Consider the following 22351-nt stretch of genomic DNA (forward strand, 5'->3'; position numbering starts at 1 on the left):
AAGGGCCTGGTTGGGCGCGCCGGTTGCCGAATAGGCGGACGCGCTGGCGGCCAGATGATCGCCCGCGTCGAACGTGCCGCTGCCACCGGGGCCGACATAGGCCGAGGCCGAGGTGTTGTTGACGATGCTGTGCGTGTGATTGGCCATGGTGGGGATGCTGGGCGTGAAGGATTCGCGACCGGTTCTTTCACCAATTCTCACCTGGGAGAGGCCCGGGCCGGTGCCATTATTGACCGCCGCACGCCCGCGCAGATCGGGCAGGGCGAAGGTGGTCCGGCCATCGCCGCCGTACTGGGTGCCGTAAAGCGAGAAGAGCGCTGAGAATTGGGAAATCGCTAACAATTGACCGCTGGCCGGCGTGGTGAAGCGGGGGCAGAAATTCCAGCCGCCTAAGACGATCTGGCCGAGCCAAAAATCCTGAGCCTTGGCCGGGGCTGATTGAAAGCCGATTGTCGCGGCTGCGAGAGTTGCGAGAAGCGTGGTGGATTTTAACATGCGTTGTCCTTGATCAATGAGTGTCGTTGGGCGCGACGGGCGCCAAAAAACTGGTACTATGAAATACAACGAGTAATTGATGACACATCACGACACTATCGCAAAGTAAATTAGCATCTTTAGTCATATTTTGCATTTGCAGTGTCGTCGCGCTTGTGGTGCGGGACGGGATGTCGTTAACGTTGCGGCGTGTCGATGGTGGGCCGGGATTTCTGGCGGCGCCGCGACGCGAGTGGGGTAACCAAGGCGAAACGGAGGCCTTTATGGCAAACGGTCAGGCAGAGGCAGCGGCGCAGCGCAGCAACGGCAAGGACGCCACGCAAGAGGTACTGGACCGCATCGCACGACACCAGAGCGCGGGGCGGCTGGACGAGGCGCGCAAACTGCTGGACGGCTTGATCAAAGAGCGCGGAGAGATGCCGCGGCTGCTGCATTACAAGGGTCTGAACCTGGCAATGGCCGGTCAGCGCGAGGAGGCCGAAAAGCTGATGCGGGAGGGGCTGGACAAGGCGCCCGAAGACCCGCTTCAGCATGCTGATCTTGGTGTGCTGCTGGCACAGTCGAACCGTTTGGATGATGCCATCCATCATTTCCGCGAGGCCGTAGATTTGGCCCCGAATTTTGGCGTGGCGCACTCCAATCTGGGTGGCGCGCTTGTGTTGGAAAAGAAATTCGGCGAGGCGGTGTACCATCTTGAGAAGGCCATTGAGCTGGAAGGCAGCCTGCTTGATGCGCACACCAATCTGGGTATCGCGTATAGTCAGACCAATCAGCACAAAAAGGCAGTCGAGGTCCTGTACAAGGCGCTTTCGATCGATCCACTGAGTGTGCGGGCGCATATCCAGCTGTCAGCGGCGCTTTACCGGATTGAACGCCATGACACTGCCGAGCACCATGCCCGTCGGGCGATCGAACTGGAACCCAAGGCGGCCGAGGCTTATCTGAACCTGGGCAATGCCCTCGGGTCGGCGGGCAAGATGGATGAGGCCGCCGATGCCCTGTTGTCCGTGGCGGGGCGTCCGCCGGTTGGCGTGCCGGCGATGTCGCGGTTGATCCACCTGCGCAAGACCAAGGCGGATGCGCCGGAAATGCAGATCCTCGACCAGTATCTGAGCCGGGTCGACAGCCTTGCGGACGAGGCGCGATCGACGGTGCATTTCGCCGCAGGCAAGGCATTTGACGACCTCGGCGAGTATGACACGGCCTTCGAACATTTTCACAAGGCCAACGAAATCAGCAAAGAGATTTATCCGTTTGACGCGGAGGCCTATGTCGCGCGTGCCGAGCGGCTGCGCGAATTTGCCAGCCCGGCGCTCTTGAAACGCTGCGACGGCGCGGGCGTCAAGGATCTGGCCCCGATCTTCATCAGCGGCATGCCGAGGTCGGGAACGACTTTGATGGATCAGATGTTTTCCCGCCATCCCAGGGTGATGGCGGGTGGCGAGCTGCGGGCGATGCCCGCCGCGATGCATCAGGCAAGCCGCCTGCGCGACGCGCTTCAGGAGGAGCGCCCTGTAGAAGAGATCGGGCCGGATGATTTCACGCGGTTGGGTGAGACGTATATGGACGGGGTGCGCGCCGAGGGTATCAAGTCGGAATACGTGTCGGACAAGATGCCGTCGAATTACCTGTATGCCGGGATGATCTCTCTGGCACTGCCCCGGGCCAAGATCATCTTTATGCGGCGGCATCCGCTGGATTGTCTGTTGTCGAATTACATGCAGCATTTCGGACAGAACCAGCCGTTCAGCACGGATTTCCAAAATCTGGCTTTGGTCTACCGCGAGTTCGACACCATGGTGAACTACTGGAGCGAGGTGATCCCCGAAAGGGTGCGGGTGGTGAACTATGAGGATGTCACCGCCGATGTCGAAGGCCAGATGCGCAATGTGCTGGAGTGGGTCGGACTGGACTGGGACCCGGAGGTCTTGAATTACAAATCGTCGTCGCGGCAGGTGAACACAGCCTCGATGGCGCAGGTGCGTGAGCCGATTTATACGCGTGCCGTGGCGCGTTGGAAAAACTACGGCACAAACCTGAAAGGGCTGGCTGCGCCATTGTCTGATTACCTTTCGGACGATGATCTGGCCTATTGCGGCGTGAATTAGGCCTGTTCAGCCCCGAGTGACCTCGTGCCCCTTTGATTTGCCGCACCCTCAGGCGCGCGCCCTGGCGCGTGGCGTCCCGCCACTGGCCCGGTTTTGCGCCGCCGCTGGAGTCCACCCCCAGGGGCGCACTCCATTCTTCGGATGGAATGATCTCCCTACGCGGCCCAGCTCATTTGTCTGCCCTGCCCAAAGGGCGCGGTCAACGCGTCGGCGCTCAGCCCTGGCTCTTGGCCGCGCTACTTTTCCGACGATTTTGATTTTCGAATTCGCCGCATTCGAACAATCCGATATTCAGCATTCTCAAGCCTCGGTCAGTTCAATAATTTCTCATACGCGCGGTTCAGATAGTCTTGGGTGACGTCGTACATGCGCCGCGCGCGTTGCTCTGCCGGCAAACGCCCCGGCTGCGCAAGCTGCGGGATTTCCAGCGCAATCCCGGCGTCACCGGGCAAGAGTGCGAGGATTTCCGTCAGCGCGATCCCGCCTTCGCCCGGCAACAACCGGGCGGCCCGCGCGGTGTGCAACAACTCGGCCTCGGAATAGGTGGGCCTGACGTCCGCGTCACAAAGATGGATAAAGGGAAGTCGCGATTTGCCGGCCTTTGCAACGTCCCTCAAATCACTGCCGGACCGGTCAAAATGCAGCGTATCCAGTAATACGCCAATGGACGGATCTCCGGTCGCGGTCGCAATGTCCATTGCCGCGGCGAAATCGGGCACATTGGTCCACGGAAAGAACTCAAGCACAGGGGACAGGCCGAAACTCGCGGCGCGTGCTCCGAACGCGTCGAGATTTTCGGTCATGCGTCTGAGGTCCGGATCATAAGGTGCGGTGATGATGTATTTCGCGCCCAGCTCCGCCCCGGTGGCAAGAAACGGATCAAGCGATCCGGCGTCAAAGCCCGGCGTCAATGTGACAAACTCGATATCGTTGACGGTGATGCCCGTGGCCTTCAACGCTTTCAAGGTGTCGCGCATCATCTGGCTGTCTGTCATCAAGGCGTATCCGGGCGTCGTCTCTGTCACCGCGATCAGCCGAAGTCCGACCGAGGCAAACCCGGCTTCAGCAGCGACCTGTATGAACTCCGGCGGCGGCAGATCCAGGAAGCTGAGATGCGCAAGGGAAAGCGGCGGCATCATGACTGCCCCGCGGCATGGCGTCCGGCGATGTAGCCAAAGGTCATCGCCGGCCCAAGATTGATACCACCCGCCGGGTAAAATCCGCCCATGACACTCGCCATGTCGGCGCCCGCCGCATAGAGGCCATCAATCGCCGCGCCGTCCGCGCGCAGGACCTGCGCATGTTCGTTGGTCTTCAGGCCGGCGAAAGTGCCGAAACTGCCGGGGATGACCCGGACGGCAAAGAACGGCCCGGTCTCGATGGGCGCGACGCAGGGGTTGGGCTTTTGCGTCGGGTCGCCCTGAAGCCGGTTGTAGGGCGTTTCGCCCCGGCTGAATTCCGGATCTTCGCCCGATTTTGCGTGCTTGTTGTAGGTTTGGAGCGTTTGGCCAAGCCCGTCGGGATCGATGCCGCAGGCTTTGGCGAGGTCCGCAATGGTCTTTCCGGATTTGATGTACCCCGAGCGCAGGTAAGGCCCGGCCGGCACCGGGCTGGGCCGCGACATCCCCAATCCGTAGCGGCGCTGGAACGCCCCGGTGCAGATCAGCCACGATTGCGGGTCCTCGCCTTGGGGCGTGGCGTCCAACATGGCGGCGACGTAGTCATGATAGCCGTTGCCTTCGTTGCAGAACCGGCGGCCATTTTGCAAGACACCGATGATGCCGGGTTTGCCGCGTTCTATGATGTGCGGAAACAACGTCGTCGTGCCGGTCTTGTTTGGAACTTCGGACACCGGACAATAGGCGGATGCCGAGGCGGACGTGGTGTCAAAAGCCGCGCCGACAGATTCGGCAAGTGACGCACCTGCGCCTGTACTGAAAGGCGTCGCCAGTGACCTGGGGGACCTGTTTCCATGCGAGAGCGGATCGAGGCGCGCGGCCTCGTGCGGCACGCCGCCGGTCGCCAAGATGACACCGCAGCGCGCCTTGATTGTCGCGGGACCGGCGGCGGTTTCGATCTCGACGCCTGTCACACGGTCTGCGTCTGACATAAGCGCAGTGACCACCGCAGACGTTCTGAGATCGACGGTGGCATCCCGTGCCGACCTCATCAATCGCGCCACCAGAGCGAGGCCGTTCCGCAAGTCCATGCCGCGCCGGTAAAGCACCAGATCCGAAAGATGCCGGGCAAACCGTCTGGTTACATGCACAAAGGCTCTCGGTGAACGGGTCATTGACATGAAAGCCCGCAGATCGGGCCCGGCCTGAATGGTCATTCCCATGAACGTCGTCTCTGGCAACGGTTTGCGAAGGTTGGCGATGTCCGTGCCCAGAGCGCGGGCATCAAACGGCGCGGCAATCACGGATCGCCCGCCTTGTCCCGCGCCGGGCAGATTGCCATAGGTGTCAGGGATTTGCGTGCCGCATTCGAACTGCAATGCAGTTGACGATTGAAAGAAACCGACCATTTCGGGCGCTGCGCGCAAAAAGGCATCGGCCCGGGCCGCATCGAAATTGTTGCCGAGAACGTGTTCCAGGTAGGTCCGCGGTGCGCTGATGTCTTCGACAATCCCTGCGCTGACCGCCAGCGGATTACGCGGCACCCACATCCAGCCACCGGACCATGCCGTGGTGCCGCCAAGAACCGGCGCTTTTTCCAGAACAATCACCTTCAGACCTTGATGGGCCGCCGTGACCGCCGCTGACAGGCCGGCGGCACCGGAGCCGATCACGACGAGGTCGCAGGTCTCTTGCGCAGCCATGTCAGTTCCAGGATTTCGGGTCATGACCGATGACAACCGCCGCAAGAACCATATCCGTTGCGCGTTCTTTCAGGTCCGCCTGACGCTGCTCGGAAAAGATGGCCTCGCCGAAAGACGCCGAAAAGGTCGGCCTGTTGGACACGTTGTAGAAACTGAAGGAACTGATCAGCCAGTGAAGTTCCAGCGCATCCGCACCGTCTCGAAACACCCCTTCTGCCTTGCCCCGCGCGCAGACATCTTCCAGCTTGTCGATGATGGAGCGGTTCAGCTTGGGGATAAATTCCGACTTTTGCAGGTATTCGCCGTTGTGAATATTCTCGATCATCACCAGCCGGATGAAATGCGGCGCGTTCGCGTGGGCTTCAAAGGTGGCTTCGACAAGACAACGCAACGCCTGAACCGGTGACAAGCCTGCAACATCCAGCAATTCCTCGCTGCGGCGCAAAGAGGCATAGATCCTTTCGAGCACCGCGCAATAAAGGCCCTCTTTATCCTCGAAGTAGTAATAGATCATGCGCTTGGAGGTCGACGTTTTCCGAGCGATTTCGTTGATATTCGCCCCCGAAAGCCCGTGCGCCGCGAACTCTTCAGTGGCGATGGTGAGGATGTCTTCCCGGACCGCTTTCGGGTCCTTCTTCCACGACGTCTTACGGGTTTTCTTTGGACGCTCTGCGGCTCCGTCCATGGCTGTTCCCCATGATTCTGGTTGTTTTCCCTCCCCCAATAGCACATAATTAACCCAGCGGTACATTTTTATTGACTGAATTAACCTCAGGGTACATAACGCCACAGGGCTGGCGATGCGAGGAGCGAATCGTTGGTCGAACAAACACCAAGGGAGGACAGAAATGTCTCGCAAACTGATTGGCGCATTCGTTGCGTTCGGACTGAGCGCAAGCGTCGCAATGGCTCAGGACTACCCAGCCAAGGAAATTCAGGGCATCATCCAGTGGGGCGCAGGCGGCTCGACCGATACGGTCATGCGCTCGGTCACGCCGCATGCAGAGGACGCGCTTGGCGGCACCGTCGTCATGCAGAACATGACCGGGGCCGTGGGAGCCATCGCGCTGAACCATGTCGCAAGCGCGCCCGCCGACGGCTATACCCTGCTGATGGGCGCGGAAAACCCGATGCTCTACAAGATCATGGGTCTGGGCGAAAAGGATTACTCGGAATTCGTGCCGATCAACATCCTGGCGCGGGGCACGCCGATCCTGGTGGCCAACAACGAGGCCCCGTTCGACGATTATGCCGGCATGATGGCCTATATCGCCGAGAACCCCGGCGAATTGCGCATCGGCTCCACCGGGCCGGGCGGCGTGCCGTCGGTGGTGACCGCGATGATGAACACGGTCGAGGGCGATCTCGATGTGATCGCCGTGCCCTATGACGGTGACGGCCCGGCGCTGACCGCGCTTCAGGGCGGGGCGATCGACGTGATGCCCGCCGTTCTGGGGGCCGCCATCGAGGGCATTCGCGGGAGCACGATGAAGCCGTTGGTGCTGTTCGATACCGCGCCGAGCGACAAGCTGCCCGAGGTGCCTGCGGTCACGTCGTTCAACGAGGACTATGCCACCTACCTGCCGTGGGGCCCGTTCTTTGGCGTCTTTGTCCCCAAGGGCACGCCGGATGACGTGGTGGCCAAGCTGAGCGATGCCTATGCCACAGGCGCGGAGCATCCCGACTTCGTCAACCTGATGGACAGCCGCGGGTTCACCATGATGGCGATCAGCGGCGACGAGGCCGAGGCGTTTCTGAGCAAATGGCAGCAGGGCACCGCGTGGCTGTTGCACGATGCCGGGCTGACCAAGACCTCGCCGGAAGAGTTCGGCATCGCGCGTCCGGGCGAGTAACGCCTAGAACCTGTCGAGTGCGGGTCTTCGGGCCCGGCGAACATGGCGCCGCCCGCGCCGAAAAATGGCTGGGCGGCGCTTTGCGTTCCGGGAGAGGAGACCCGGATCATCCCAAACGGAGGAGGGCATCATGGACCCGGATTTCAGAGGCGACAGCGACCATCACGATGGCACATCGGATGCGACGCCCGGCGGCTACACCCAAGGACGCAGACCCGGCGAACTGGGCTTTGCCATCATTCTCACCGCGGCCAGCCTCTGCCTGCTCTACAGTGCCTATGGCATTTCCGGGTTCACTGCCCTGTCCGGTCCCGGAGCGGTGCCGATGGCCACGACCTTTGTCATGGTGGTGGCGGCGGGGATCGTGACGCTGCGCACCTGGCGTCTGCCACGGATCACTACTGAAACGCTGAGCCGCGATATCCTGCCACCGATGGTGATCCTCTTCACCGGCTTTCTGATCCTTTTCGGCCTGCTTTTGAAACCGCTTGGTTTCGTGCCGACGGCGGCGCTTTTCCTGACGCTGGCGATCAAGGTGCTGGCGCACCGGGGCTGGGGCTATACGCTTGCGGTGGCGCTCGGCTCGCTGATCGTGATCTGGATCGTGTTCCGGGTCGTTTTCACGGTTCTCTTGCCCGCCGGCATCCTGCCCGAGGCTGAAGTCATCCAGTTTTTCCGTGGCCTTCTCTCTGGAGGGGCGTCGTGATGGACACGCTGCTTGCCATTCTTACGATTTTCACGCAACCCGAACTGCTGCTGCTTGTCGGCGCGGGCACCTTCGCGGGCATCTATATCGGGGCGATCCCCGGACTGTCGGTCACCATGGCGGTGTCGATCCTGATCTCTTTTACCTTCTCATGGGATGTCTATCCGGCGATTTCGCTGATGGTCGGCATCTTCATGGGCGGCGTCTATGGCGGGTCGCGCACGGCGATCCTGCTGAACATCCCGGGCGCGCCCTCGGCCATCGCCACGGCGATGGACGGCTATCCGATGGCGCAGCGCGGCGAGGCGGGGCAGGCCATCGGCGTGACCACGGTGATGTCGTTCTTTGGCGGGCTGATCGGCATTCTGGTGCTGGCGCTGGCAGCGCCCTACGTGGCGGATTTCGCGCTGACCTTCCAGCCGCGCGACTACATGCTGCTGGCGGTGCTTGGCATCTTGCTGGTCGGCTCGCTCTCTACCGGGTCGCTGGTCAAGGGGATATTTGCCGGGGCACTCGGCATTGCCATCGGGGTCGTGGGCCGCGATCCGCTGACCTTTACCGAGCGGTTCACGTTTGACCTGCAACTGATGGAGGGCGGGATTTCCTTCATCGCGGTGATGATCGGGATGTTCGGTGTCTCCGAGGCGCTGTTGCAGCTTCAGAATGTCGGGCTCAAGGCGGTGCGCCAGAAGATCGACAAGATCGTGCCCTCATTCGGGACCATCCGCAAATACCTGCCGCTGTCGCTGCAAACCTCCTCCATCGGGGTGATCATCGGCGCGCTTCCGGGCACTGGTGGGGATATCGCCGCGCTGATGGCCTATGATCATGCCAAGCGGATCACGAAAGACCCCGCAGTGCCCTTTGGCGAAGGCGCGATGGAGGGGCTTGTCGCCCCCGAGACCGCCAATAACGCCGCCGTCGGCGGGGCTTTTATCCCGATGATGACACTGGGCATTCCCGGCGATGCGGTGACCGCGATCATGATCGGGGCGCTGTTTATCCACGGGCTGAACCCCGGGCCGATGCTGATGATCGAGCAGCCGGACATGTTCTGGTTCATCGTCGGCGCGCTTCTGACGGCCAATGTGTTCATGCTGATCTTTGGCCTGACCGGCATCAGGATTTTCACCAGGATCGTCGAGATGCCGCGCTCTGTGATCATCCCGCTGATCCTGCTTTTGTCGATCGTCGGGGCCTACGCGGTGAACAACCGGGTGTCAGATGTCTACTGGATGCTCGGCTTCGGCGTCTTCGGCTATTTCATGCGCCACTACGGCTACCCGCTCGGGCCTGTCATCCTCGGCGTGATCCTGTCGCGGCTGCTGGATGACAACTGGCGGCGCGCCATCATCTCGGAGCGCGAAGACCTTGGGCGCTTCTTTGAGGGCATCGTCGCCAGCCCGCTGTCGCTGACGCTCTTCCTCGCGGTGATCCTGATCTTCGTCAGCCAGACACCGCTCTGGACCACCATGAAGAAACGCGTCTTCAGAAAGGCAACGTCATGACCGCCATTGGAACCAGCCAGGTAAAGCTTGGCCTGATCGGCGACAATATCACCCGGTCGAAATCTCCGCGCCTGCATCGCACCGCCGGACGCCTGACCGGGCAACATGTGACCTACGACCGGCTGATCCCCAAGGATATGGGCCTGACCTTTGACGAGGTGTTCGAGCAGGCCCGCGCCTCGGGCTTTCGCGGCATCAACGTGACCTATCCCTACAAGGAGAATGTGGCGTCAAAAGTGACTGTCGACGATCCGCTGGTGCGTGCCATCGGGGCGGTCAACACGGTGGTTTTCGACGCGGGTGGCGCCAAGGGGTTCAACACCGACTACACCGGGTTCATAAGAGCCTATCGAACTGTGCGCGGCAATGCGCCGCCGGGCATTGTCTGCCTGATCGGCACCGGTGGTGTGGGCAAAGCGGTGGCGTTCGGTCTGATCGGGCTGAAGGCCGACGTCATCCGCTGCGTCGATCTCGACCCTGCCAAGGCCGAAGCATTGGCAGACGCCCTGCGCGCCCTTGGCTCGGACACCAAAGTCGAAACGGCCAGCGAGGCCGCTGTCGCTGCGGCCGGTGTTGACGGGATCATCAACTGTACACCTTTGGGTATGGTTGGCATCGGCGGCTCGCCCCTGCACTTCGGGGCGATGGCAGGCGCGAAATGGGTGTTCGATGCGGTCTACACCCCCGTCGACACGCCATTTCTGCAAGACGCCGCCCGCGCCGGGCTGACGGTGATCTCCGGCTACGAGTTGTTCCTCGGGCAGGGCGTCGACGCCTGGGACATCTTTACCGGTACTCCGCTCGATCATGCCGCTTTGCGCGCCGCCATTCAGGAGGACGAGCAATGAAAACCTCGATCGCCACGGTGTCGATTTCCGGCAACCTCGTCGAGAAGCTGGAGGCGATTGCCGCCGCCGGGTTCGACGGGATCGAAATCTTCGAGCAGGATTTCATCGCCCATGACGGCACCCCGCGCGAGGTGGGTGAGTTGATCCGCTCCATGGGGCTCGATATCACCTTGTTTCAGCCGTTCCGCGATTTCGAGGGCCTGCCGGAGCGGTTGCGCGCCAAGGCGTTTGAGCGCGCCGAGCGCAAGTTCGACCTGATGCAGGAGCTGGGCACCGATCTGGTGCTGGTCTGCTCGTCCTGCCACCCGGAGGCGTTAGGCGGGATCGACCGCGCGTCGGCCGACGTTGCCGAACTGGGCGAACGGGCGGCGAAAAGGGGCCTGCGTGTCGGGTTTGAGGCGCTGGCCTGGGGGCACCACGTCAACGATCACCGCGACGCCTGGGAAATCGTGCGCCGCGCCGATCAGCCCAATGTCGGGCTGATCCTCGACAGCTTTCACACGCTCGGGCGCGGGATTGACCCCGATACCATCCGGCGCATCCCCGGTGACAGGATTTTCTTTGTGCAACTCGCCGATGCGCCGCGCATCGACATGGACCTGCTCTACTGGTCCCGGCATTTCCGCAACATGCCCGGAGAGGGCGATCTCGATGTGACCGGGTTCATGATGGCGGTGATGGCCACCGGCTATGCCGGGCCGGTCAGCCTTGAGATTTTCAACGATCAGTTCCGGGGCGGGTTGCCGCGTGGTATCGCCCGCGACGGATATCGCTCTTTGATCGCCATGATGGACGACGTGCGCCGCGCGGAGCCTTCCATTGCCTCCGATCTGCCTCCGATACCGGCACGGTCACGGGTGGGCGGCGTGTCCTTCGTGGAATTCGCCACGCGCGGTGACGAGGCCGAGGCGCTGGAGAGCATGCTGGAAACGCTCGGATTTCGGCACTCCGGCACGCATATCGCCAAGGCGCTCACGCTCTGGACCCAAGGCGAAATCCGCATCTTGGTCAACCGCGAGACCACCGGCTTTGCCAGCAGCGCCTATGCCATGCACGGCACCACGGTTTGCGACGTAGGGATCGCGGTCGAGGACGCGGCGGATACGGTGGACCGGGCAGGGCGGCTCGGGGCCGATCCGTTCGGGCAGCCCATCGGCCCGGGAGAGCTGGATATCCCGGCAATCCGGGGCCTCAGCGGCAGCGTGCTGCATTTCATCGACGAGGCCAGCGGGCTGAGCGATGTGTGGTCCGTCGAATTCACCAAGACGCAAACCGGTGGCACGGATGCGGGGCTGCGGCGGATCGACCATCTGGCGCAGACCATGAGCTATGACGAAATGCTCAGCTGGTCGCTGTTCTACACCACGCTGTTCGAGATGCGCAAATCGCCGATGGTCGATGTGGTCGATCCCGATGGTCTGGTGCGCAGTCAGGCGCTCGAGGCCCGGGATGGCGCGTTCCGGATCACGCTCAACGGCGCGGAAACGCATCGCACCATGGCGGGGCATTTCCTGGCCGACAGTTTCGGGGCCTCGGTGCAGCATATCGCGCTGGCGAGCGATGATATCTTCGCCACCTCGGACGCACTTGTCGCACGCGGGTTCACCCCCCTGCCCATGTCGGATAATTACTATGCCGATCTTGCCGCGCGCTTCGATCTGGCCCCGGACATGCTGGCGCGGCTCAGAGACGGCAACATCCTCTATGACGAGGACGCGCAGGGCGCGTTCTTTCAGCTTTATTCGTGCCCCTATGCGGGCGGCATGTTCTTCGAGATCGTCGAGCGGCGCGGCGGCTATGCGGGCTATGGCGCGCCCAATGCGCCCTTCCGCATAGCCGCGCAGAAACGACTGATGCGCCAGAAGGGGATACCCAAGCGATGACCGACCAACGCTCGGTTGATCAGTTGGTCGCGGCGCTCGATCTCAACCCGACGGTGCCGCTCGATGCCATCGCCTACAAGTTCGACATCGTGTTGCGCGGGCATCGCTCGACCTTTTTCGAGAACCGTCCGGAGGGGAATTGATCATGGTGCAGGCATTAAACTACCTCAAGCAATCCGCCTCGCAGACGGCAGGGCCTTATGTCCATATCGGGCTTGCGCCGGCCTGGGCCAAGGCCAACGTCCGCCCTGGCGATATCGTCCACGCGCGCGGGACGATCCGTCAGAGCCAGTGGGAGGCTCAGGACGGCACCACCGCCTACGGTGTCACCTGAATCGCCCCGAGTTTACCGGAGACCATCAACTCAAGTAAGGATGATGGTTGTGACGACAAGCAAAATGGCAAATCGCTACTCGCCCGAGGTCCGCGCACGTGCGGTCCGGATGGTTTTTGAGCATCAAGGCTCTTATGAGACGCAGGCGGGCGCGATTGCGGCCATTGCACCCAAGATTGGCTGTATTCCCCAGACCCTGCGCGAATGGGTCAAGCCGGCCGAGAAAGACAGCTACATGCGCGACGGTGTCACGACCGACGAAAGGGACCGGATCAAAGCCCTGGAACGTGAGGTGCGCGAGTTGCGCCAGGCGAATGAGATCCTGCGCAAGGCGAGCGCGTCTCACCTGCCACTCGGACCGATGGCGTGACAGGTTCGACTTTGCGCAGGCGGAACTCGACCGCCCACTGAAGCGATGATCGCCTTCATTGAAGATCAGCGCGTTGTCTATGGCGTCTGTGCGATCTGCAGGGTTCTGCCGATTGCGCCGTCGACATACGACCACCGATTGGCGTGCCAAGCCGATCCGGCCAAAGCTTCGGCCCGGCATCAGCGGGATACGGAGCTGTGCCCGGAGATCAAGCGTGTCTGGGATGAAAACTATCAGGTCTACGGGGTGCGCAAGGCATGGCACCAGCTGAAGCGTGAGGGCTTTACGCTCGCGCGTTGCACCGAGGAGCGCCTGATGAAACAGATCGGCATCCGTGGCGCTGTGCGTGGAAAGGTGGTCAAGACAACGATCCCTGACACGTCAGCCCCCTGTCCGCGTGACAAGTTGAACCGCGTGTTCCGGGCACCAGCCCCGAACCTGCCCTGGGTCAGCGACGTTGCGGGCGTTGACCCCGACGCCGACCGCTTGATTGTGGGTATTCCCGCAGCCTGTTTCTAACGATCTTCCTTGGGCCACTTGGAAGCCTACTGACCCCGGTTACTGCGATGTTTCGGGGGTCTTTTTTAGTTCTTTTCCTGCAACTTCCGAACTTTTTCAAGTTCTTGTGCAATTTGGTGCAGCCCCTTTTCGCCCCATCCGCCGCGAAAGCCGTCTTTAGCTTCCATCGTATAGGTTAGGGTTTCGCGATTGGTCGCGCCGGGCATCAATGACCAGCTAACTTCAACGCTAAACGTTGTTTCTGGAATGTCCCTAGACATGACACCCTTGCGCGGAAGAACTAGGCCGGGTGGCAGGAACGAAACGTCTAGCAAGGTTTCCGTTGCGTTTTCGACAGGCTGTCCGTTGGGCTTTGGCAATGGCGGCGTAATTTTCGCCTTAACGTCGAAGGCTGTCGCGTTGCCAGTGTTTCGAAGAACCAAGTTTAGCGCAGTTGCATCTGCGAGGCTGGATTCAATGCCGCAAACGACGAAAGGCCGGGAAGTCATTGCGGCAAGGGTCTGCGTTTCGACGGCAAGAACGCGAGTTACACGCCAAAGGGCAAAGGTTGCGATAGCTGTGACGAACGCGGCAACCAATTGCGCAAAGGAAAGGATGTTTGCCGCTTCGGTGAACCACGCGACGGCATTTTCAAACCACATTTCAACAATCCTTCGACCAATAATTCGCCCGACTACGCAGCGCAATAGCCGCGCAGGGCAAGCCGAAGGTTCACGAATGCGTGAGCGGTTCGGTTTGGAGCGTCGCTGTTTCCAGTCAATCCCACGACATGCAACGCAACATGCAAATCGACAATCGACCCCAGGTTTATGCAGTAGAAACAATAACTTAAATGGTATTATGGCGGAGAGACAGGGATTCGAACCCTGGGACCCCGTGAAGGGTCAACGGTTTTCGAGACCGCCCCGTTCGACCACTCCGGCACCTCTCCGCGGGGGTCTGGAGGTGGCGTTTAATTGTCTTTGCCGAGGGGGGCAAGGGGTTTTGCATTGTTTCGCAAGATAAATTCATTAGGTTGATTTGCGTGTCCCTGAAGGCGTTTTGAAAGGGTGATCCCTCATGATGACGATGCCAGCCTCGCTGTTCAAACGGGTCTCGGTCGGTGCCGTCATGGCGCTGTGTGTCCTGCTGTTCGCCGCCGCGTCGCCACGCGCAGCCGAGACGGACCGATTGCAGGCGTTTCTAGATGTCACGGGGTTTGGTGTGGCGCTGGACAGCATCGCGTTGGCTGCGACTGACGCGCCGGCCATGCTCGGCCTGTCGGCCAGTGATTTCGGTGCGGATTGGGAGCGCGTTGCCGAAGAGGTCTTTGATACCGACAGGATGCGCGACACGGCGCTCGACATCCTATCCGAGACGTTGAGTGACGAGATGCTTGCACATGCTGCGCAGTTTTATGCCTCTGATCTCGGTCAGAGACTGGTCGCAGTCGAGAACGCATCGCACATGCAGGAGGACGATGCGGCCAAGCGGGCCGAGGGGCTGAACCTGTTGGCGGATATGAGTGCCGAGCGGCGCTCGGTGCTGCGCGACATGAACCGTGCCATTGACACCACCGGTACGGCTGTGCGCGCGGTGCAGGAGATTCAGCTGCGCTTTCTGCTTGCCGCGTCTTATGCCGGAATGCTCGATCAGGAATTGGACGAGGGCGCGTTGCGGGCGCTGCTGGCCGAGGGGGAGGACGCGCTGCGCGCCGAGATAAGGGCGTCCGCTCTGGCCGGGGCTGCGGCGACCTATGCATCCATCTCGACAAAGAACCTGCGCGCCTATGTCGAGGCCCTCGAGCACCCTGTGATGGCACGTGTCTATGAGTTGATGAATGCGGTTCAATACGAGATCATGGCCAGCCGGTTCGAGGTTCTGGCCGCGCGATTGGCCGATATGCAGCCCGCGCAGGATCTCTGAGGATGCGCTTTCTGGCAGCGACTCTGACGCTTCTCGTGCTCGCCTTGCCGCTCAAGGCGGCTGATATTGATCGTTTGATGGCGGCATTGCAGCTGTCTGCCACGGTCGACATCATGCGCGCCGAAGGGCTGCGCTATGGTGGAGACGTCGGTGACGAGATGCTGAGTGCCGCCGAGCGCGGGCGTTGGGACCGTGTGCTAAAGAGGGTCTATGAGGCCGAGGCGATGCTGTCGCTTGTTCGGGCCAATTTCACAGAGGCGATGGATGGGGTCGACACGGCGCCTCTGCTGGCGTTTTTCGAGGGGCAGGGTGCTGAGATCGTGACACTGGAGATCGCCGCGCGCCGCGCGCTTCTGGACGATGAGGTCGAGACAGCCGCAGAAGCGCGTTATGCAGAGCTCGCCGCGGGAGGTGCGCGGCTGGTCGATCAGGTCGAACGGCTGATCTCGGATAGTGACCTCGTCGAGCGCAATGTGTCCGGTGCACTGAACGCCAACCTGGATTTCTATCGCGGTCTTTCAGTAGAGGGTGGGCTCGATCTGAGCGAGAGCGAGATCCTTGCAGATATCTGGGCACAGGAAGAGGAGATGCGGACACAGACCCGGGACTGGATGCAGGCATATCTGACCATGGCCTACCAGCCGATGCCGCCAGAACTGCTTGATGCCTATATCAAGCTTTACCAAAGCCCTGAAGGGCGGGCCCTCAACAATGGATTGTTCGAGGCTTTCGATGCGATGTATGAAAAACTTTCCTATCAGTTGGGGCGCGCGGTCGCCTTGCAGATGAAAGGCGAGGATTTGTAGCCCGCAGCGTGACTTTTTCGCATGGTCGCCCTCTTGACTTCGCGGGGCTATTGCGGCATGTGCACGCAACCCGGCGGGATGATCTTGCCGGGTTTGTCTTTGAAAGACACCCACAGAGGGTGCGCCGTTCGAGGTGGCCAAGGGGCCGGAAACGCCTGCCAAGGCAGGGACCACAGAGCGCGGATGAAAAAGGAAGAGCCCATGTTTGCGGTCCTCAAGACCGGTGGCAAGCAGTACAAGGTGCAGTCGGGTGACATGCTCCGTGTCGAAAAGCTTGCAGCGGATGCCGGTGAAAAAGTTCAATTCAATGAAGTGCTGATGCTGGGCGGTGACGCGCCGGTGATCGGTGCCCCGCTTGTCGATGGGGCTGCCGTGCAGGCCGAGGTCGTCGATCAGGTCAAGGGTGACAAGGTCATCAACTTCGTCAAGCGCCGCCGCAAGCACGGCTCGCAGCGCACACGTGGCCACCGCCAGCAACTCACGCTGCTGCGTGTGACCGAGATCCTCGCCGATGGCGCGGACAAGTCGGGCGTAAAGGCCGCCGTTGGCGCGGGTTCCGTCGGAGCCGTTGCTGTCGTCGCCACCGAGGCGAAGAAACCTGCCAAGAAAGCTGCCGCACCCAAAGCGGAGGCCGCCAAAGCCGATGCGGGTGGTGACGATCTCAAGAAGCTGTCGGGCGTCGGGCCCGCGCTTGAGAAGAAATTGCACGAAGCCGGTATCACGTCCTTTGCCCAGATCGCGGCATGGACGGAGGCCGACGTTGCTGATATGGACGAAAAACTGTCGTTCAAGGGCCGGATCGAGCGTGAAGGCTGGATCGACCAGGCCAAAGATCTGACCAAAGGCTAAGGAGAGACCAAATGGCACATAAAAAAGCAGGCGGTTCATCCCGTAACGGTCGCGACTCTGCCGGTCGCCGCCTTGGCGTCAAGAAATATGGCGGCGAAGCCGTCAATCCTGGCAACATCATCGCGCGTCAGCGCGGCAACAAGTTCTGGCCCGGTGCGGGCGTGGGGCAGGGCAAGGATCACACCATCTTTGCCGTTGCCGAGGGTGCCGTGAAGTTCCACAAGGGGATCAAGGGCCGCACGTTCATTTCGGTTCTGCCAGTGGCGGAGGCCGCAGAATAAGCCGTCCTTGACAGGTCAATGACATGAGGGGATCGGCGAAGCGGCCGGTCCCCTTTTCCGTTTCCGGTCAAGGATGCGTCACAATGCGGTGCGCGGAGGAGTACGCCATCTTGTGACGCGGATCGGTGCCCCCATCTGGATGAGGCACGCGACGCGCGAGGAGCATGAGGAGGAACGCATGAAATTGGAGATCATCGTCAATCAGCCGGTTATCGAAGCCGAGCGGTTCGACTTGCGGCCATTGCGCGTGTCGGATGCGGGGCTGATCTCGCATAATGCGGGCGACGCGCGGGTGGCGCGGGCCACGTCCTCGATCCCGCACCCTCTGCCGCCGGGCAGCACCGAGGCGCTGATTGCGCGGGCGCAATCCGAGGACCGGGTCGAGGATATCTGGGTGATTGACGGCACCAAATCGGGCCGCGCCGAGGTTATGGGGCTCTTGAGCCTCACCCGTGTCGATGTGGGCCGCTCGGAAATCGCCTATTGGGTGGCGCCTGCCTATTGGAATACCGGCGTCGCCTCGGCGGCGGTAGAGGCGGTTCTTGCCGCCAATCCGCACGAGGCGCAGGCGATTTTCGCCAGCGTGTTTCAGGAGAATGCAGCCTCGGCCCGGGTCTTGACGAATTGCGGCTTTCAGTATCTTGGGGATGCCGAGAGCTATTGCGTGGCGCGCGCGGCCAATGTGCCGACCTGGACCTATAGCAAGAAAATGATATGAGGTCCGCCCGGGGCGTGGCCTTTGCGTAAGGACGACACATGAAATTTCTCGATCTGGCAAAGGTTTATATCCGCTCCGGTTCGGGTGGTGCGGGCTGTGTCAGCTTTCGCCGCGAGAAGTTCATCGAATATGGTGGGCCGGATGGTGGCGATGGCGGGCATGGCGGTTCGGTCTGGGCCGAGGCGGTGGACGGTCTCAATACGTTGATTGATTTTCGCTATCAGCAGCATTTCTTTGCCGATAACGGTCGGCCCGGCATGGGGCGTCAGCGCACCGGTCATACCGGTGATGATATCGTTCTGCGGGTGCCGGTGGGCACCGAGATTCTCGACGAAGACGAGGAAACGGTCATCGCTGACATGACCGAGATTGGCCAGAAGGTGCAACTCGCCAAGGGTGGCAATGGCGGCTGGGGCAATCTGAGGTTCACGACCTCGACCAACCGGGCCCCGCGCCGCGCCAACCCCGGGCAGGAGGGCGTCGAGCGCACGATCTGGCTGCGGCTCAAGCTGATTGCCGATGTGGGGCTGTTGGGGCTGCCTAACGCGGGCAAATCGACCTTTCTTGCCACCACGTCCAATGCCCGGCCCAAGATTGCGGATTACCCGTTTACAACGCTGCACCCCAATCTGGGCGTTGTGGGCGTGGACAATGTCGAATTTGTCGTGGCCGATATTCCCGGGCTGATCGACGGGGCGTCCGAGGGGCGGGGCCTGGGCGATCTTTTCCTTGGTCATGTTGAGCGTTGTGCGGTGCTGTTGCATCTGGTGGATGGCAGCTCGGGCGATCTCGTGGCCGATTATCAGACCATCATCCATGAGTTGGAGGCCTATGGCGAGGGGCTGGCGCAAAAGCCGCGCCTGACCGTGCTCAACAAGATCGACACGATGGACGAGGAGGAACGCGTGTTCCTGCGCGAGGAGCTGGAGGCCGCCTGTGGCACGCCGGTGATGCTGATGTCGGGCGTGTCGGGCGAGGGCGTGACCGAGGTGCTGCGGGCGCTGCGCGCGCGGATCGACGCGGATCGTCTAAGGCACAGATCGGCAGAGGATGACGACGCGCCGTGGCAACCGTAAGAGACGCGAAACGGCTGGTGATCAAGATCGGCTCGGCCCTTTTGGTGGACCGGGCAAGCGGCGCATTGCGGGCCGATTGGCTGGCCTCACTGGCCGAGGATGTGGCGCGGCTGCGGGCGCGCGGGACGGATGTGATCCTTGTGTCGTCGGGCTCCATCGCGCTCGGGCGCGGGGTGCTGGGCCTGCCTGCGACCGACCTGAGCCTGGAGCAAAGCCAGGCCGCCGCTGCCGTGGGGCAAATCCGCCTTGCCGGCGCCTATGACGCCGCGCTCGCCCGCCATGGGCTGACCTCGGCGCAGGTGCTGGTGACACTGGAAGACAGCGCCGACCGCCGCCGCTATCTCAATTCCCGCGCCACGCTGGAGCAGTTGTTGCGCCTTGGGGCGGTGCCGATCGTCAACGAGAATGACACCGTCGCGACGGACGAGATCCGCTATGGCGACAATGACCGGATGGCGGCGCAGGTGGCAGTGACGGCGGGGGCGGATCAGCTGATCCTGTTGTCGGATGTCGACGGGTTCTATTCCGCCAACCCGATGCAGGACGCGGACGCCCGCCGGTTCGACGTGATCGAGGCGATCACTCCGGCGATCGAGGCGATGGCGGGCGATGCCGGGTCGGGGCTGAGCAAGGGCGGGATGAAGACCAAGCTGATGGCCGCCAAGACCGCCACGGCGGGGGGCTGCGACATGGCGATCACCCAAGGCGGCGTGCTGCACCCGGTGCGCGCGCTGGAAGAGGGTGCGGCGGCGACGTGGTTCCTGGCGCAGGGCGATCCGCAGCAAAAGCGCAAGGCCTGGATCGCGGCGATGAAGCCCAAGGGGCGGTTTACCGTCGATGCTGGGGCGGCGGGTGCGCTGGCCAAGGGCAGCAGTCTGTTGCCCGCCGGGGTCGTGCAGGTCTCAGGTGTCTTTGGTCGGGGCGATCCGGTAGAGGTCGCCGATGAGACGGGCCGTGTTCTGGGGCAAGGGCTGACCCGCTATGACGCGGGCGATGCCGACCGGATCAAGCATCTGCGTTCGGACCAGATCGAGGATGTGCTGGGCTATCCGGCGCGCGGGCCTTTGATCCACCGCGACGATATGGCAATCTGAGACGTGTTTGCAGGGGGCGAGACCATGAAAGACCAGACCGATATTGCCGCGCTGATGGCCGAGATCGGCGCGCGGGCGCGCGCCGCCGCCGCTGAGCTGGCCGTGGCCGATCCCGCCACCAAGCGCCGCGCTCTGGAGGCTGCCGCCGATGCGGTCTGGCAGGGGCGCGAGTCGATCCTGACCGCCAATGCCGAGGATCTGGCGCTTGGCCGCGACAAGGGGTTGTCAGCGGCAATGATGGACCGGCTGGCGCTCGATGAGGCCCGCATCACGGCCATGGTCGAAGGGCTGCGCGCCGTCGCGGCACAGGAGGACCCGGTGGGCGAGGTTCTGGCGGAATGGGATCAGCCTTCGGGCATTCACATCCGCCGCGTGCGCACGCCCCTCGGTGTGATCGGCGTGATCTACGAGAGCCGCCCCAACGTGACGGCGGATGCCGGTGCGCTGTGCCTGAAATCCGGCAATGCGGTGATCTTGCGCGGCGGCTCCGAGAGCTTTCATTCTTCGGGCGCGATCCATGCTTGTCTGGTCGAGGGGCTGCGCGCCGCCGGTTTGCCCGAGGACGCGATTCAGCGCGTGCCGACCCGGGATCGTGCCGCGGTGCAGGAGATGCTGACCATGACCGACACGATTGATGTGATCGTGCCGCGTGGCGGCAAGGGGCTGGTCGGTCTTGTGCAGCGCGAGGCGCGGGTCCCGGTCTTTGCCCATCTCGAAGGGATTGTGCATATCTATCTCGATGCGGCGGCTGACCCGGAAAAAGCGCTGCGCGTGGTGCTCAATGCCAAGACACGGCGGACGGGGATTTGCGGCGCGGCGGAATGCCTGCTGATCCACCGCGATCTGGTGGAGACCCTCGGGCAGGGGGTGATCCGGGCGCTGATCGACGCGGGCGTCGAGGTGCGCGCCGACGAGGCGCTCTCGGGCATCGACGGCACCGTGCCCGCAAGCCCCGAGGATTGGGGCTGCGAATACCTGGACAGTATCATCGCGGCGAAGGTGGTGGACGACATCGACGGCGCGATTGCCCATATCCGGCGCTATGGCTCCAGCCACACCGATTGCATCGTGACCGAGGATGACGCGGCGGCAGGGGCGTTCTTTGCCCGGCTCGACAGCGCAATCCTGATGCGCAACGCCTCGACGCAATTCGCCGATGGCGGCGAGTTCGGGATGGGGGCGGAGATCGGCATCGCCACCGGCAAGATGCACGCGCGCGGACCGGTGGGCGCGGCGCAACTTACGAGTTTCAAGTATCTGGTCGAGGGCGATGGCGCGACGCGAGCCTAGAAGGTGATGGTAAAGGCATTCGCCGTAACGCGATGCTCTAGGACCATGCCCCGCGCGGCCAGGCAGTGGCGCAGCATGTGAAACTGAACGTGACGTGGATCGTCAGCGGGCAGGGGCGCGTCGCGTTGGAGACCTTCCCAAAGTGCGGTGTCCGCGACGAGATGCTCAGACGTTGCCGTGATCGTGGTCGCCTCTGGGGTGCCTGAAATGCTCAGCCCCCCACCGCGCGGCAGGACCGTTTCAATGCCGAGACAGGCAAGCGTGATGACCCGCGCGTGGGCGCGCGCGAGGCTGCCAGACAGACGGCAATCAAGGGTGAGGCGCGGTTTGCCCGCATAATACGCGGACAAGACGGCATTCAGCCCCTCGGCGCTGACATTTTCGGCGCCACTCGCGTAGCCAAAGGCAAGGCGGGAGATGTCGAGCGCGGCCCTTGCGCCGCGCAGGCTGTCCTCGACAAGGGCGAGTTCCGGGCTTCTCCCCGACGAGGAGAGCGCGAGGAGTTCGAGACCATTGGCGATTGCACCAATGGGGCTTGCCAGATCGTGACATATGCGAGAGCCTACGAGCGTGGCGATTGCGGTATCATCCTGTGACATCGGGTCGGGCCTCCGCGTCAGGGGGAAAGATGACGGACATGAATTCATTCCTCGAGCCGGGGATGCTGGTTGAACATCCCGAGCGCCCGGATTGGGGTGTCGGGCAGGTGCAGTCTAATATCGGCGGGCGCATCACGGTCAACTTTCGCGAAGAGGGCAAGGTTGTCATCGACGGCGGACGTGTTGAACTCGTCCCCGTACTTGATCCATGATCTAGGTTATCAAATTCTAAAGATCTGCCAAGGCTTCGTCGCGTCCCCCAGCGTTGCACTTTGTATCAGGCTTGCC

At 62.2% G+C, this 22351-nt stretch carries 21 protein-coding genes, 1 tRNA gene, 3 pseudogenes and 1 other annotated feature; of the genes and pseudogenes, 18 read left to right on the plus strand and 7 right to left on the minus strand.

The features are described 5' to 3' along the window. Positions 1 to 495: tail fiber protein (locus Q0X85_RS11310; protein WP_297772097.1), on the minus strand; the 495-nt coding region annotated here is incomplete at its 3' end. A gap of 263 nt (positions 496 to 758) precedes the next feature. Between Q0X85_RS11310 and Q0X85_RS11315 the strand changes: the two genes are divergently transcribed. Further along, positions 759 to 2603: a sulfotransferase gene (locus Q0X85_RS11315; protein ID WP_297772099.1), complete on the plus strand. Its 1845-nt coding sequence runs from the start codon at positions 759 to 761 to the stop codon at positions 2601 to 2603. A 311-nt stretch (positions 2604 to 2914) separates the two neighbouring features. Here the strand turns inward: Q0X85_RS11315 and Q0X85_RS11320 are convergent, their stop codons facing one another. The 3 genes from Q0X85_RS11320 to Q0X85_RS11330 are packed head-to-tail and all read right to left on the minus strand — an operon-like array spanning position 2915 to position 6175. Then, complete coding sequence (locus Q0X85_RS11320; RefSeq protein ID WP_297772100.1) at positions 2915 to 3742, minus strand: sugar phosphate isomerase/epimerase; 828 nt, start codon at positions 3740 to 3742, stop codon at positions 2915 to 2917. After that, positions 3739 to 5424, minus strand: coding sequence for an FAD-dependent oxidoreductase (locus Q0X85_RS11325; RefSeq protein WP_297772101.1), 1686 nt, complete (start codon positions 5422 to 5424; stop codon positions 3739 to 3741). Before Q0X85_RS11325 ends, Q0X85_RS11320 begins: the two co-directional genes overlap by 4 nt. 1 nt (position 5425) lies before the next feature. Beyond that, the gene (locus Q0X85_RS11330) at positions 5426 to 6175 is read right to left on the minus strand and encodes a TetR family transcriptional regulator (protein ID WP_297772102.1); all 750 of its coding nucleotides are present in this window, start codon (positions 6173 to 6175) and stop codon (positions 5426 to 5428) included. A gap of 97 nt (positions 6176 to 6272) precedes the next feature. On the opposite strand from Q0X85_RS11330, the gene Q0X85_RS11335 reads away from it, so the two are divergent. From Q0X85_RS11335 to Q0X85_RS11370, 8 genes and pseudogenes are all read left to right on the plus strand, one after another. Further along, positions 6273 to 7277, plus strand: coding sequence for a tripartite tricarboxylate transporter substrate binding protein (locus tag Q0X85_RS11335; RefSeq protein ID WP_297772103.1), 1005 nt, complete (start codon positions 6273 to 6275; stop codon positions 7275 to 7277). Positions 7278 to 7407: 130 nt separating this feature from the next. Then, positions 7408 to 7983 carry a tripartite tricarboxylate transporter TctB family protein gene (locus Q0X85_RS11340; RefSeq protein ID WP_297772104.1) on the plus strand — a complete coding sequence of 192 codons (576 nt, stop codon included), beginning with the start codon at positions 7408 to 7410 and terminating at the stop codon, positions 7981 to 7983. Continuing rightward, on the plus strand, positions 7983 to 9491 hold the full coding sequence (locus Q0X85_RS11345) for a tripartite tricarboxylate transporter permease (RefSeq protein WP_297772105.1): 1509 nt from the start codon (positions 7983 to 7985) through the stop codon (positions 9489 to 9491). Before Q0X85_RS11340 ends, Q0X85_RS11345 begins: the two co-directional genes overlap by 1 nt. Next, the gene (locus Q0X85_RS11350; RefSeq protein WP_297772106.1) at positions 9488 to 10339 is read left to right on the plus strand and encodes a shikimate dehydrogenase; all 852 of its coding nucleotides are present in this window, start codon (positions 9488 to 9490) and stop codon (positions 10337 to 10339) included. Before Q0X85_RS11345 ends, Q0X85_RS11350 begins: the two co-directional genes overlap by 4 nt. Next, the gene (locus Q0X85_RS11355) at positions 10336 to 12222 is read left to right on the plus strand and encodes a sugar phosphate isomerase/epimerase and 4-hydroxyphenylpyruvate domain-containing protein (RefSeq protein ID WP_297772107.1); all 1887 of its coding nucleotides are present in this window, start codon (positions 10336 to 10338) and stop codon (positions 12220 to 12222) included. Before Q0X85_RS11350 ends, Q0X85_RS11355 begins: the two co-directional genes overlap by 4 nt. An 11-nt stretch (positions 12223 to 12233) precedes the next feature. Further along, positions 12234 to 12365 (plus strand): annotated as a pseudogene (locus tag Q0X85_RS11360) (protocatechuate 3,4-dioxygenase subunit beta); the annotation flags it as partial. A gap of 2 nt (positions 12366 to 12367) precedes the next feature. Next, positions 12368 to 12445, plus strand: a pseudogene (locus Q0X85_RS11365) (protocatechuate 3,4-dioxygenase subunit alpha); the annotation flags it as partial. Positions 12446 to 12605: 160 nt separating this feature from the next. Beyond that, positions 12606 to 13382 (plus strand): annotated as a pseudogene (locus tag Q0X85_RS11370) (IS3 family transposase); the annotation flags it as partial. Next, positions 12933 to 13046: a sequence feature (AL1L pseudoknot), on the plus strand. Its footprint overlaps the pseudogene before it by 114 nt. Before the next feature lie 128 nt (positions 13383 to 13510). On the opposite strand, the gene Q0X85_RS11375 reads toward Q0X85_RS11370, so the two are convergent. Next, the gene (locus tag Q0X85_RS11375) at positions 13511 to 14086 is read right to left on the minus strand and encodes a hypothetical protein (RefSeq protein WP_297772109.1); all 576 of its coding nucleotides are present in this window, start codon (positions 14084 to 14086) and stop codon (positions 13511 to 13513) included. Positions 14087 to 14286: 200 nt separating this feature from the next. Beyond that, positions 14287 to 14376, minus strand: a tRNA-Ser gene (locus Q0X85_RS11380). A gap of 128 nt (positions 14377 to 14504) precedes the next feature. On the opposite strand from Q0X85_RS11380, the gene Q0X85_RS11385 reads away from it, so the two are divergent. The 8 genes from Q0X85_RS11385 (at position 14505) to Q0X85_RS11420 (ending at position 21464) form a co-directional block, all read left to right on the plus strand. Continuing rightward, the gene (locus tag Q0X85_RS11385) at positions 14505 to 15350 is read left to right on the plus strand and encodes a DUF2059 domain-containing protein (protein ID WP_297772110.1); all 846 of its coding nucleotides are present in this window, start codon (positions 14505 to 14507) and stop codon (positions 15348 to 15350) included. 2 nt (positions 15351 to 15352) lie between these two features. Then, positions 15353 to 16156, plus strand: a complete 804-nt coding sequence (locus Q0X85_RS11390; RefSeq protein ID WP_297772111.1) for a DUF2059 domain-containing protein — start codon at positions 15353 to 15355, stop codon at positions 16154 to 16156. Between the two features lie 201 nt (positions 16157 to 16357). Next, positions 16358 to 17005, plus strand: a complete 648-nt coding sequence (locus Q0X85_RS11395; RefSeq protein WP_297772112.1) for a 50S ribosomal protein L21 — start codon at positions 16358 to 16360, stop codon at positions 17003 to 17005. An 11-nt stretch (positions 17006 to 17016) separates the two neighbouring features. Then, the gene (rpmA, locus tag Q0X85_RS11400) at positions 17017 to 17286 is read left to right on the plus strand and encodes a 50S ribosomal protein L27 (protein WP_297772113.1); all 270 of its coding nucleotides are present in this window, start codon (positions 17017 to 17019) and stop codon (positions 17284 to 17286) included. Between the two features lie 178 nt (positions 17287 to 17464). Continuing rightward, entirely contained in the window at positions 17465 to 18004 is a 540-nt protein-coding gene (locus Q0X85_RS11405) for a GNAT family N-acetyltransferase (protein ID WP_297772114.1), read from the plus strand. Positions 18005 to 18042: 38 nt separating this feature from the next. Then, entirely contained in the window at positions 18043 to 19080 is a 1038-nt protein-coding gene (gene obgE, locus Q0X85_RS11410) for a GTPase ObgE (RefSeq protein ID WP_297772115.1), read from the plus strand. Further along, the gene (proB, locus tag Q0X85_RS11415) at positions 19068 to 20174 is read left to right on the plus strand and encodes a glutamate 5-kinase (protein WP_297772116.1); all 1107 of its coding nucleotides are present in this window, start codon (positions 19068 to 19070) and stop codon (positions 20172 to 20174) included. Before obgE ends, proB begins: the two co-directional genes overlap by 13 nt. A gap of 24 nt (positions 20175 to 20198) precedes the next feature. Then, positions 20199 to 21464: a glutamate-5-semialdehyde dehydrogenase gene (locus Q0X85_RS11420; protein WP_297772117.1), complete on the plus strand. Its 1266-nt coding sequence runs from the start codon at positions 20199 to 20201 to the stop codon at positions 21462 to 21464. Here the strand turns inward: Q0X85_RS11420 and Q0X85_RS11425 are convergent. After that, the gene (locus Q0X85_RS11425; RefSeq protein ID WP_297772118.1) at positions 21461 to 22063 is read right to left on the minus strand and encodes a histidine phosphotransferase family protein; all 603 of its coding nucleotides are present in this window, start codon (positions 22061 to 22063) and stop codon (positions 21461 to 21463) included. The genes Q0X85_RS11420 and Q0X85_RS11425 overlap by 4 nt on opposite strands. Positions 22064 to 22092: 29 nt before the next feature. Here Q0X85_RS11425 and Q0X85_RS11430 point away from each other — a divergent pair, with 29 nt between their 5' ends. Beyond that, a complete protein-coding gene (locus tag Q0X85_RS11430) occupies positions 22093 to 22275 on the plus strand; it encodes a DUF3553 domain-containing protein (protein ID WP_297772119.1) in 183 nt (60 codons plus the stop codon). The last annotated feature ends 76 nt before the right edge of the window (positions 22276 to 22351 follow it).

The organism is uncultured Roseovarius sp., assembly GCF_947259555.1.
GTDB lineage: Bacteria > Pseudomonadota > Alphaproteobacteria > Rhodobacterales > Rhodobacteraceae > Roseovarius.

Coding starts and splice junctions, on each gene's coding strand:
- Q0X85_RS11315 (WP_297772099.1), top strand. CDS start 759: ATGGCAAACGGTCAGGCAGAGGCAGCGGCGCAGCGCAGCAACGGCAAG.
- Q0X85_RS11320 (WP_297772100.1), bottom strand. CDS start 3,742: ATGATGCCGCCGCTTTCCCTTGCGCATCTCAGCTTCCTGGATCTGCCG.
- Q0X85_RS11325 (WP_297772101.1), bottom strand. CDS start 5,424: ATGGCTGCGCAAGAGACCTGCGACCTCGTCGTGATCGGCTCCGGTGCC.
- Q0X85_RS11330 (WP_297772102.1), bottom strand. CDS start 6,175: ATGTACCGCTGGGTTAATTATGTGCTATTGGGGGAGGGAAAACAACCA.
- Q0X85_RS11335 (WP_297772103.1), top strand. CDS start 6,273: ATGTCTCGCAAACTGATTGGCGCATTCGTTGCGTTCGGACTGAGCGCA.
- Q0X85_RS11340 (WP_297772104.1), top strand. CDS start 7,408: ATGGACCCGGATTTCAGAGGCGACAGCGACCATCACGATGGCACATCG.
- Q0X85_RS11345 (WP_297772105.1), top strand. CDS start 7,983: ATGGACACGCTGCTTGCCATTCTTACGATTTTCACGCAACCCGAACTG.
- Q0X85_RS11350 (WP_297772106.1), top strand. CDS start 9,488: ATGACCGCCATTGGAACCAGCCAGGTAAAGCTTGGCCTGATCGGCGAC.
- Q0X85_RS11355 (WP_297772107.1), top strand. CDS start 10,336: ATGAAAACCTCGATCGCCACGGTGTCGATTTCCGGCAACCTCGTCGAG.
- Q0X85_RS11375 (WP_297772109.1), bottom strand. CDS start 14,086: ATGTGGTTTGAAAATGCCGTCGCGTGGTTCACCGAAGCGGCAAACATC.
- Q0X85_RS11385 (WP_297772110.1), top strand. CDS start 14,505: ATGATGACGATGCCAGCCTCGCTGTTCAAACGGGTCTCGGTCGGTGCC.
- Q0X85_RS11390 (WP_297772111.1), top strand. CDS start 15,353: ATGCGCTTTCTGGCAGCGACTCTGACGCTTCTCGTGCTCGCCTTGCCG.
- Q0X85_RS11395 (WP_297772112.1), top strand. CDS start 16,358: ATGTTTGCGGTCCTCAAGACCGGTGGCAAGCAGTACAAGGTGCAGTCG.
- rpmA (WP_297772113.1), top strand. CDS start 17,017: ATGGCACATAAAAAAGCAGGCGGTTCATCCCGTAACGGTCGCGACTCT.
- Q0X85_RS11405 (WP_297772114.1), top strand. CDS start 17,465: ATGAAATTGGAGATCATCGTCAATCAGCCGGTTATCGAAGCCGAGCGG.
- obgE (WP_297772115.1), top strand. CDS start 18,043: ATGAAATTTCTCGATCTGGCAAAGGTTTATATCCGCTCCGGTTCGGGT.
- Q0X85_RS11420 (WP_297772117.1), top strand. CDS start 20,199: ATGAAAGACCAGACCGATATTGCCGCGCTGATGGCCGAGATCGGCGCG.
- Q0X85_RS11425 (WP_297772118.1), bottom strand. CDS start 22,063: ATGTCACAGGATGATACCGCAATCGCCACGCTCGTAGGCTCTCGCATA.
- Q0X85_RS11430 (WP_297772119.1), top strand. CDS start 22,093: ATGACGGACATGAATTCATTCCTCGAGCCGGGGATGCTGGTTGAACAT.